The sequence below is a fragment of the Cellulomonas sp. NPDC057328 genome (genome assembly GCF_042667215.1).
Taxonomy (GTDB): domain Bacteria; phylum Actinomycetota; class Actinomycetes; order Actinomycetales; family Cellulomonadaceae; genus Cellulomonas.
Genome location: NZ_JBHUZW010000137.1, coordinates 1 through 10134, shown reverse-complemented (window position 1 = coordinate 10134; position 10134 = coordinate 1). Strand labels below are relative to the sequence as shown.

General features: G+C 78.9%; 8 protein-coding genes. 6 read left to right on the top strand and 2 right to left on the bottom strand.

The features are described from left to right. The first annotated feature begins 65 nt into the window (after window positions 1–65). The 3 genes from ACFUMH_RS17160 (at window position 66) to ACFUMH_RS17150 (ending at window position 2120) form a co-directional block, all read left to right on the top strand. Entirely contained in the window at window positions 66–368 is a 303-nt protein-coding gene (locus ACFUMH_RS17160; protein WP_378208431.1) for a hypothetical protein, read from the top strand. After that, a complete protein-coding gene (locus ACFUMH_RS17155) occupies window positions 326–1279 on the top strand; it encodes an HAD family hydrolase (protein ID WP_378208429.1) in 954 nt (317 codons plus the stop codon). The genes ACFUMH_RS17160 and ACFUMH_RS17155 overlap by 43 nt, the downstream gene beginning before the upstream one ends. A 91-nt stretch (window positions 1280–1370) precedes the next feature. Further along, the gene (locus ACFUMH_RS17150) at window positions 1371–2120 is read left to right on the top strand and encodes an alpha/beta hydrolase (RefSeq protein WP_378208426.1); all 750 of its coding nucleotides are present in this window, start codon (window positions 1371–1373) and stop codon (window positions 2118–2120) included. Between the two features lie 31 nt (window positions 2121–2151). On the opposite strand, the gene ACFUMH_RS17145 is transcribed toward ACFUMH_RS17150, so the two are convergent. Continuing rightward, window positions 2152–2616, bottom strand: a complete 465-nt coding sequence (locus tag ACFUMH_RS17145) for a hypothetical protein (protein ID WP_378208424.1) — start codon at window positions 2614–2616, stop codon at window positions 2152–2154. Between the two features lie 7 nt (window positions 2617–2623). Beyond that, complete coding sequence (locus tag ACFUMH_RS17140) at window positions 2624–4861, bottom strand: hypothetical protein (protein WP_378208422.1); 2238 nt, start codon at window positions 4859–4861, stop codon at window positions 2624–2626. A 264-nt stretch (window positions 4862–5125) separates the two neighbouring features. Here ACFUMH_RS17140 and ACFUMH_RS17135 point away from each other — a divergent pair, with 264 nt between their 5' ends. The 3 genes from ACFUMH_RS17135 to ACFUMH_RS17125 all read left to right on the top strand — a co-directional run bounded on the left by ACFUMH_RS17135 (window position 5126) and on the right by ACFUMH_RS17125 (window position 9313). Continuing rightward, entirely contained in the window at window positions 5126–7258 is a 2133-nt protein-coding gene (locus ACFUMH_RS17135; protein ID WP_378208420.1) for a hypothetical protein, read from the top strand. Next, window positions 7255–8268: a hypothetical protein gene (locus ACFUMH_RS17130; RefSeq protein WP_378208418.1), complete on the top strand. Its 1014-nt coding sequence runs from the start codon at window positions 7255–7257 to the stop codon at window positions 8266–8268. The genes ACFUMH_RS17135 and ACFUMH_RS17130 overlap by 4 nt, the downstream gene beginning before the upstream one ends. A gap of 103 nt (window positions 8269–8371) precedes the next feature. Next, window positions 8372–9313, top strand: coding sequence for a tetratricopeptide repeat protein (locus tag ACFUMH_RS17125; RefSeq protein ID WP_378208416.1), 942 nt, complete (start codon window positions 8372–8374; stop codon window positions 9311–9313). The last annotated feature ends 821 nt before the right edge of the window (window positions 9314–10134 follow it).

Here is a 10134-nt window from a genome sequence, read left to right as displayed (position 1 = left end):
GCGCCACGGTGCCCGGCCGTCGTCGTCGGCGGCGCGCGCCGCGCCCGGCGCGCGAGGATGGACCCGTGCCCCGCAGCCGCCGATCCGCCCGCCGTCCGTACGGCACCGAGCACGTGCCCCTGGACGTCGACCGGGCGACCGGCGGCCGGCGCGCCGAGGCCGGCCCGGACGGCGAGTGGGTGGTCCAGGCGGTGCGTGGCTCCGACCGTGAGTACCGCTGTCCCGGCTGCGACCAGCTCGTGCCCGCCGGCACGCCGCACGTGGTCGCGTGGCGCACCGACACGTGGCGCGACGGCCTCGAGGACCGGCGGCACTGGCACACCGCGTGCTGGCAGGCGCGCGGGCGGCGCGGGCCGACGCGGCGGTGAACGGCGACGGCACGGCGGGTGCGGTCCCGGGAGCGGCCCCGCGCGCGGAGGCCGGCGGGGCGCCGCGGATCGTCGCGAGCGACCTCGACGGCACCCTGCTGGCGCCCGACGGCACCGTCTCGCCGCGCACCGTCGACGCGCTGGCGGCGTGCGAGGACGCCGGCGTCGTGGTCGTGTTCGTGACCGCGCGCCCGCACCGCTGGCTCACCGAGCTGGCCGCGCACGTCGCGGGGCACGGCGTCGCCATCTGCGCGAACGGCGGGTCCGTCGTCGACGTGGGGGCGCAGCGCGTCCTCGAGCAGCACGGCATGGACCGCGTCCGGGTGGCGGCCGTCGCCGCCCGGCTGCGCGCCGCGTGGGGCCCGCACGTGCACCTGGCCGCGGAGAGCGCCCGGGGCTTCGCGGCCGAGCACGGCTTCGTGCCCGCGCACGAGCAGCCGCCGGACAGCCCCGTCGCCGCCCGGATCGAGGACGTCGCCGACCCCACCACGCTCAAGCTGCTCGTGCGCGTCGACCCGGCGGCGGGCGTCGACCGTGCCCCGGACGCGTTCGTCGCGGCGCTGCAGGGCGCGGTGGGGGACCTCGCGCACGTGTCCACGTCCGTGACCGGTCCGCAGGCCGGCCTCCTGGGGGAGGTCGCCGCCCCGGGCGTCACCAAGGCGGCCACCCTCGCCCGGTGGGCCGCGGCGCACGGCGTCGCGGCGGCCGACGTGTGGGCCGTCGGCGACGCCCCCAACGACCTGCCGATGCTCACGTGGGCGGGACGGTCGTTCGCCGTCGGCAACGCGCACCCGCACGTGCGCGCGACCGTCGACGAGGTGGTGCCGTCCAACGCGGACGACGGCGTCGCGCGCGTCCTCGAGCGCGCCGCCGCGCTCGCCCGGCGGGTGGCCGACCGGCCCCCTCGCTAGGGTCGACGACGACGCGCGGCCGACGTCGTCGCACGTCACACGCCCGCCGGCACCGTCCGGCCGACGGGCACCGCGCGACCCGAGGAGCACCATGACCGCCACCCCCGTCGTCCTGCTGCACGGCTTCCCGCTCGACCACCGCATGTGGGCCGACGTCGCGGATCGCCTCGGCGAGGACCGCCGCGTCCTCGCGCCCGACGTCCCCGCCGCCGACGAGCTCGACCAGGTGGGGCCCACGCTCGACGACGCCGCCGACCGGGTCGCCGCCGCGCTGCGCGGGGCCGGCGTAAACCGTGCCGTCGTGGCCGGCCTGTCGATGGGCGGCTACGTCGCGCTCGCGCTGCTCGAGCGGCACCCCGACCTCGTCGCCGGGCTCGCGCTGGTGGACACGAGGTCGACCGCCGACGCGCCCGACGCGCGGGCGAAGCGGCTCGACGTGGCGGCGCAGGTGGAGTCGTCCGGGTCGGTCGACGCGGTCCGCGGGATGGTCGGGACGGTGCTGGGGGAGACCACGCGCACCGCCCACCCGGACGTCGTGGCACGCGTCGCGGCGTGGATCGACGAGCAGCCGCCCGCCCGCGTCGCGTGGAGCCAGCGCGCGATGGCCGCGCGCACCGACCGCACCGAGGTGCTGCGGCGGTTCACCGGCCCGGTGCTCGTCGTCGTCGGCGACGAGGACGAGGTGACGGGCGTCGAGGCCGCTCGCGACCTGGCGAAGGTGGCGGGCGGTGCGCCGCTCGTCGTCGTGCCGCGCGCGGGGCACCTCACGGCGGTGGAGGACCCGGCGACGGTCGCGACCGCGCTGGTCGAGCTCGCGCGGCGGGTCGACGGGGGCCGCTGAGCCCGCCCCACGGCCGGGGGCCGAGCGGTCCTCAGACCTCGCCGGCGAGCACGCGCCGCAGGGCGTCGGCCATGTCGATCGACTCGCCGTCCTTGCCGCCGGCGCCGATGACCAGCGGCGGGTCCTGCGGCGTCGGCCGCACCCCGCGGAAGCGCGCCGCGAGGCTGCTCGGCGCCGTCAGCACGTAGAACGCGCCGTCGGTGTCGACGCCGACGGTCTGGTCGCGCCGCAGGTACCAGCCCTGCAGCGGCGTGCGGTACCGCGCGCGCCCGTCGTAGCTGCGCACGTGCAGCGGCACGGGCGCCGGCCCACCCGCGCGGACGCCGCCGAGGAACTCCTCGATCAGCGTCCGCGCGCGTGCGCTCTCCGCGCGCTGCCGCGCCGCGAGCGCCTCGGCGTGCGCGCCCGCCGCCTCCCGCCGCTGCTCGCGCCAGCGCGCGGCGGCGTCGGCGCCGTGGTCGGGGGTGGCGTCGGGCGTGCCGGCCGTGCCGCTCACGTCGGCGTCAGCGCCCGCCGGACGCGGTGCCGTCCGCCGCCTCGTCGCCGGCGCCGCCCGCACCCGTGCCGCCGTCCGCGGGGTCGGCCGTCCCCGTCGCGGCGCTCACCGCCGGGGACGGGACGACCGGGACCGCCGCGGACACGGGAGCCGGGCGGGCCTTCGAGGCGCGCACCGGACGGGCCGGGCGGGACGGTGCCGGCCGGTTCGCCGCCGCCGGGCGTCCGGGTGCGCCGGCCGTCGCGGGACCGCCGTCGTCCTGCGCGTCGCGGTCGGCGGCGACGGCCGCGGGGGCCGCCCCGTCGCCGCCCTGCGCGTGACCGTGCTCCTGACCGCGCTCCTGACGCTGCGCCTGCGCGCGCGCCTGCTCGGCCTGCTCGCGCTCGAACTTCGCCTCGATCCGGCCGGCCTGCTCGAGCGCGGCCTTGTCGGGGTTGGTCCCCAGCAGGTGGCGCAGCTCGTCGAGGTAGGACGTGATCGACTCGCGCTGCTTGTGCAGGTCCTCGACCTGGCGCGCCGCGGTCGTGCGCTCGCGCTCGGCCTCGGTCAGCGCGTCGGAGAGGGACTTCTCGGCGTGCTCGCGTGCCTCCGCGACGACGCGGTCCGCGGTGCGCCGGGCGTTCGCGAGCAGGTCGGCGGCCTGCTTCTCGCCGTCCACGCGCACGCGCTCGGCGTGCGCGAGGGCCTTGGCGACCCGCTCCTCCGCCTCGGCGGCGTGCGCCTCGGCGTCCGCGACGAGCCGCTCGGTCTCCGCGCGCGCCGCCTCGTGCCGCTCGGCGTCCTGCCGCTCCGCGATCTCGTGCTGGGACGCGATCGCGAGCTCGGCGTCGGCGAGCTGCTGCTCGGCGGTGCGCACGAGCTCGTCGGCGCGGGCGCGCGCACCCGTCGTGGCCTCGCCGATCGCGCGGCGCGCCTCCGTCTGCAGGCGCTCCACCTCGAGCCGGGTGCGCTCGCGCAGCTCCGTCGCCTCGCGCTCCGCGGTGGCGCGCAGCTCGGACGTCTCGCGCTCCGTCGTCGCGCGGAGCTCGTCGGTCTCGCGCACGGTCGTCTCGCGCAGGTGCGCCGTCTCGTGCTGCGTGCGCTCGCGCAGCTCGGAGGTCTCGCGGTCCGCCAGCGCGCGCAGCTGGGCGGCGTACTGCTCGGACTCGGTGCGCAGGGTGGCGACGGCGTCCTCCGCCTCGGCGCGCATGCGCGCGACGTCGTCCGCCGCGGAGGCGCGCAGCTCGCCGGCCTCGCGCTCGGCCGTGGCGCGCAGGTGCGCCGCGTACTGCTCGGCCTCGCCGCGCAGGGCCGTCACCTCGGCGGCGACGCGCTGCTGCAGCGCGGCGGCGTCCCGCTCGGCCGCGGCGCGCGTGGCGTCCGCGTACTCGGCGGCGGCGGCGCGCAGCGCGGTGGTCTCCTCCGCGGCACCCTGCCGCCACGCGGCGACCTCGGCGTTCGTCTCGGAGCGCACGCGCGCGGCGTAGCGGTCGGCGTCGGCCCGCAGCTGGGCGGCCTCCGCCTCGGTGCGCTGCCGCAGCTCCGTGGTGTCGCGGTCGGCGGCCTGGCGCAGGTCCTGCGCGTACCGCTCGGCCTCCTCGCGCTGGGCGGCGGTCTCGGCCTCGGTGCGGCTGCGCAGCTCCGTGGCGGTGCGCTCGGTCGCGATCCGCAGCTGCGTGGCCTCGTTCTCGACGCGCGCCCGCAGCGTGCCCAGCTCGCGCTCGAGCGAGGTCCGGCGCTCGCTCTCCTCGGTGGTCACGGCGCTCTGGATGCGCGCCGCCTCGCGCTCGGCGGACCCGACGAGCTCCTCGGCGCGGCGCTGCGCCGCGACCAGCGAGCTCTCCGCCTCGGCGGCCGCGGTCGCGCGCACCTCCTCCGCCTCGCGCCGCGCGGTGGCCAGCAGCTCGGCGACCTCGTTCTCGGCGCGCGAGCGCAGCTGGCCCGCGGCGAGCTTGGCGCGGGCGAGGGCGTCCGCGGCCTGGGCGTTCGCCTGCGTGACGACGTCCGACGACTGCTCCTCGGCCGAGCGCAGCAGCTGCTCGATGCGCGACCCGAGCCCCGAGTACGTCGGCCGGTCCGCCTCCCGCAGCTGGCGCTGCGCCTCCGAGAGCTCGCCGGAGACCTGCAGCTTCTCCGAGTCGAGCGCCTCGACGCGGGCCCGGGCCTCGGCGAGCGCCTGCTCGAGGGACGTGACGGCCTGGTCGACGGCCTCGCGGTCGTAGCCGCGGAAGCTGACGACGGGGAACGGGGTCCGGGCATCGGGCACGGGGGCATCCTCCAGGGGTGGGGGCCCGGCGGTCGCGGGTGGCCGAGGTCGTCCTCGGCGGGCCGGTGCTCCGGGGCCAGGATACGCGCGGACGGCGTCGCGACCAGGGCCTCCCGGACCGCGCCGCGCGTCGCGCGCACTCGTCCGACCAGGGCGTGCGAGCGGCGTGGGGGAGGGGGCGCCGGGTGCGCCGACCCGTCCCGGTTCGCCCGGTCCGGGGGGCTGCGGCCTATCCTGGATCGTTCGTCGTCGAGAGGATCCTGCGTGCTCAAGCGACTGGTGGTCGCCCTGGTCGGCGTCGTCGGCGTCGTCGTCATCGCCCTCGGCGTCGCCTCGGCGACCCTGTGGCGGGCCGACGACGTCCTCGTCGCGACCGTCTCCGCGGACGAGCACCTCGTGGTCACGGACCCGGGTGTGCTCGAGCTCGGGGCGACGGAGGTCACCGTGCGCGTGGAGGCGGCGGACGACCAGCCGGTCGTGCTCGCCGTGGGCCGCGACACCGACGTGACCGGCTGGGTCGGTGCCGACCCCCACCAGCGCGTGACGGGCCTCGCCGGCTGGCACGAGCTGGCCGTGGAGGACGGGCCGGCGCCGGCCCCGACGGGGGAGGAGTCGCCCGCGGAGGGCGAGACGCCCGCCGAGGGCGAGGCGCCGGCGGACGGTGCGGCGCCCGCCGACGCGGCCGACGCCGCGGCGGCCGGTGCCGCCCCCGCGACGCCCGCACCCGAGGAGGCCGCGCCCGAGGAGGCCGCGGCCGCGCCCGTCCCCGACCCCACGGGGTCCGACCTGTGGGTCGCGGAGGCGTCCGGGACCGGGTCCGTCGAGCTGACGTGGACCGCCCAGCCCGGCCGGTGGAGCGTGCTCGCGGCCGGCACGGGGACCGCGACGCCGCGGCTGTCCCTCGCCTGGCCGCAGGTCGTCACGACGCCCTGGCTCGTGCCGTGCGTCGCCGTGGGCTCGCTGCTGCTGCTCACGGCCCTGGCACTGCTCGCGCGTGACGTCCTACGCGGACGCCGCCGGCCGGAGCAGGACTGGACCCCCGTGCTCACGGGGCCGCTGCCGGTGGTCGACGGCGACGGCACCCCCGTCCAGCTGACCCGGCGGCAGATGCGCGAGCTCCAGGCGCGCGGCGCGGTCGCCGACGCCGGCGTGCGCGCGGCCCGCGACGAGTCCACGCCCGCCGCCGAGATGACGCACCCGGCCGGGGGACCCGACGGTCCGCCCGCCGGCCGCCCGACGGGGACAGGGACAGGAACAGGGACAGGGACGGGAACAGGGCCAGGGACGGGAGCAGGGACGGAGCCGCGGCGAGGGTCGGCGACGGGCGCGGACGCGACGGCCACCACCGCGCTGCCCGCGGCCGCCCCGGTCGACGGCCCGCACGCACCGACGGGCGCCCGCACCGCGCCGCCCGGCCCCGGGCGGACCCCGGCCGGCGCCCCGACGGCGACCGGCGCGACCGGTGGCGGGGCGGGCACCGCGACGCCGGACGGCCCCACGGCGCCCTCGTCGCGCCGCGCCCTGCGCGGTGCCGACCGTGGCCCGGCGCCGCAGGCCTCCGCAGCCGGCGCCCCGGCGCCGGTGGGCAGCGCGGGTCGACCGGGGCGGGGAGCGACGCCGCCGCCGGCGGGCACGACCCGTCCGCAGGCGGGCCCCGCGGCGGGCCCGTCCGCGCCCGGTACCGCGCAGCAGCCCGGTACCGCGCAGCAGCCCGGCACCGCGCAGCCGCCCGCCGCCGCGGCGGGGCGCCCGGGCGCCGCGCCCGGCGACCGCTCGTCCGATGCCCACGCGGCGCGTCCCACGTGGCTCGCCGGCGGCACCGCCGCCCCCGGGCGGCCCGGTGCGCCCTCCGCGGGTGCCCCGACGGGCGCGGCCGGCCCGGACGCTCCCCGCCCGTCGGGTCCGGCCACGCCCCGTCCGGCCACGCCCCGTCCGGCCACGCCGTCCGCCGCCGGGCCGTCCCCGCACGGGCCGTCCGCCGGCGGACCGGCCGGTCCCGCTCGTCCGGCCGGCGCACCGCACGGCTGGACGCCCGTGCCCCCGCCGCCGGGCGCCGTCGTGCGCTCCTCCGGAGGCCCCGGCCACCCGGACGCCGCACGTCCCGGCGGACCGCGCGGCCCGCAGCCGACGTCCGGCCCGGGCGTCGGCGCGCGCACACCGGCCCCGCAGGCGCCCCGCCCGGATGCGCCCCGCCCCGACGCGCCCGGCGCGCACGGGCCCGGCGCGCCGAGCGGCCCGTCCGCCCGGCCGGCGTGGCTCCGCGACGCACCGCCCGCACCGCCGTCGCCCGACGCACCGGGCGGGTCGCGCGCCGACGCCTGGCGCCGCGCGTGGGGCCTGCCCCCGCTGCCCGCCGACGGTGACGACGCCACGACCGACCGCGAGGAGGACCGATGACCGGCAGCCGCCGCACGACGCCGCGCCGCACTGCGCCGACCGCCCTCGTCGTGGCCGCGACGGTCGCGCTCGCGGGCTGCGCGACGCCGCTCCCGGAGCCCGCGCCCGAGCCGGTCGGCGCGGTCCCGCCCCCGGCGGTGACCGTCGACCAGGCGCAGCGCGTCCTCGCCTCGGTGAACGAGGTGCTCACGGCCGCGGACGCCAACCGCGACCCGGCCGGCCTGCCGGCCCGGCTCGTCGGCCCGGCGCTCGCCACCCGCACCGCCGAGTACGTGTGGGCCGGCGCGACGGGCGGTGCGCGCGTCCCGACGGCGCTCCCGCTCGACGAGCAGGCCCTCGTCGTCCCGGAGACGGCAGGGTGGCCGCGCACGCAGCTCGTCGTCACCGAGCAGCCCGACGACCTCCAGGCCCCGCGCGTGCTGGTGCTGCAGCAGGCGTCGCCCCGCGAGCCGTACAAGCTGTGGGGCTGGGCCCGTCTGCTCCAGGGCGTGCAGATGCCGGCCACCGCGGCGCCCGAGGAGGGCAGCCCCGAGCTGCCCGCCGACGCGGCAGGCCTGCTGGTGCCGCCGTCCGAGGTCGGGCCGCGCTACGCCGACGTGCTGACGAGCGGCGACGCGTCGGCGCACGCGGCGAGCTTCGCCCCCGACAGCTTCCGCGCCGCGATCGAGAAGGCGCGCGGCGACACCGTCGCGACCCTCGGCGAGGCCGCGACGCTCGCGGAGACGTACGCGGCCGCGGCCGCACCCGTCGTCACGCTCGCGACCGTCGACGGCGGCGCGCTGGTGGTCACCGAGATGACCACCACGTCGACCGTCAGCGTGACGGCGCCCGGCGGCACCGTCTCGGTCGAGCCGTTCTACTCCGCCCTCGCGGGCGGCGCGACCACCGCCTCGAGCCTCAGCCGCGTCTTCACGGACGTCCTCGTGGTGTACGTCCCGCCGGCGGACAGCGGCGCGCAGGCGCAGGTGCTGGCGGCGGAGCACACCGTCACGGCCGCCACGGCGCAGTGACGCGCGCCGCACGGACCGACGGCCGCGGCACGCACGGCCGACGCCCGGTGTCCACGACACTGGTGCCCGTGAGTCCCCGACGACCCGACCCGAGGAGATGGTGATGTCGCAGCAGTCGCCCCAGCCGCGACCCCGGCTGGACGTGCGAGGTGCCGTGGACCTGTCCGCGCTGAGCCGTCCGGCGACGCCCCCGCCCGGAGCGCCGGGCGGCCTGCCGGCCGCGACGTCCTACGTGCGTGACGTCGACGAGTCGACGTTCGGCGACGTCGTGCAGGCGTCGACCCAGCACCCCGTCGTGGTCGTGCTGTGGGCGCCGTGGAGCGAGGTCAGCCAGCAGGTCGTCGCGGACCTCGCGGCGCTGGCGCAGGACGACGGCGGCCGGTGGCTGCTGGCGCGCGTCGACGCGGAGGCGAACCCGCAGGTCGCGGCGGCGTTCCAGGCGCAGTCGGTCCCGACGGTCGTCGCGGTGCTGGCCGGCCAGCCCCTGCCGCTGTTCCAGGGCGCCTACCCGCGCGAGCAGGTGCGGGCGGTGCTCGACCAGCTCCTGGCGGCGGCCGAGGCCAACGGCATCACCGGTCGCGTCGCGCCGGGCGAGCAGGAGCCCCCGGCGGAGGCCGAGCCCGAGCCGGCGCTGCCGCCGTTGCACCAGGCGGCGTACGACGCCATCGAGCGCGACGACCTGCCGGCGGCACGCGCGGCGTACGAGCAGGCGCTGCGCGAGAACCCGAGGGACACCATGGCCACCGCGGGCCTCGCCCAGGTGGGGCTCCTCGAGCGGACGGCGGGTGCGGACCTGCGCGCGGTGCGCGAGGCCGCCGCCGCGGACCCGGCCGACGTCGACGCGCAGCTCGCGGTCGCCGACCTCGACGTGTTCGGCGGGGCGGTCGAGGACGCCTTCGCCCGGCTCGTCGACGTCGTGCGGCGCACCGCCGGTGACGAGCGCGAGCGCGTGCGCCGGCGGCTCGTCGAGCTGTTCGAGGTCGTCGGCGGGGACGACCCGCGCGTCGCGGCCGCCCGGCGGGCGCTCGCGTCGGCGCTGTACTGAGCCTGCGCCGTACCGGGTCTGCGCCGCACCGAGCCCGCGCCGTACCGGGTCGGCGCCGCGCGGGGCGCGGACTCGTCGGCGCCTCCTGCTGCTGCCGCCCCCGGCGGGCGGCGGCAGCACGAACCCGGCCGGTGTGACGCAGGCCGCGCTCCAGCGGCTTGCGTCGCGCCCGCCGACTGCGTAACTTTCTCGAGGCCGCCCGGCAGGGAGGAACGGACACGGAGTCGCAGACACGTGGTCGGTCCCCCGGGCAGGCACCCCGACGCAGACCATGCCGGCAGCAGCCGGTGGTGGCGGCCGTCCGGGGGGACGGAGCAGGACCGCAGGGCGGTCACGCACCGGGAGCGGCGCTCGACGAGCGCCGAGGACCGGGGTTGACCGACAGCGACCAGCTCGTCTAAGTTAGAGAGGTTGCCTCCGGGCAGGACGAGATCGGCTTCGCATCACCTCGGTGGGTCGAAGAAATGCGATAACGTTCCGGCCGGAAGCAATCGAGCGGACACAGCAGGAATGACCATCACGGTGGTCAGGAATGCGAGAAGGATCCGCTACGATGGTGAACGAGCCTCCTGCGGGATGCCGAAAGGCTGATCGAGGATGAGCGTCTGTTCCTTGAGAACTCAACAGTGTGCCAAGTAGTCGATGCCATTGAATTGGTGTCGAGCCCGGATCGACTGTCCGCGCCCCTGTGGGTGGTGGTCCGGGGTAGAGACCAGATGAAGGCCTCACCGTTGGTGTGGGGTTTCTTTGTTGTGTCTGTTGCTTGCCGGGTTTCGGCCTGGTGGGTGGCTGTTGGACATTTACGGAGAGTTTGATTCTGG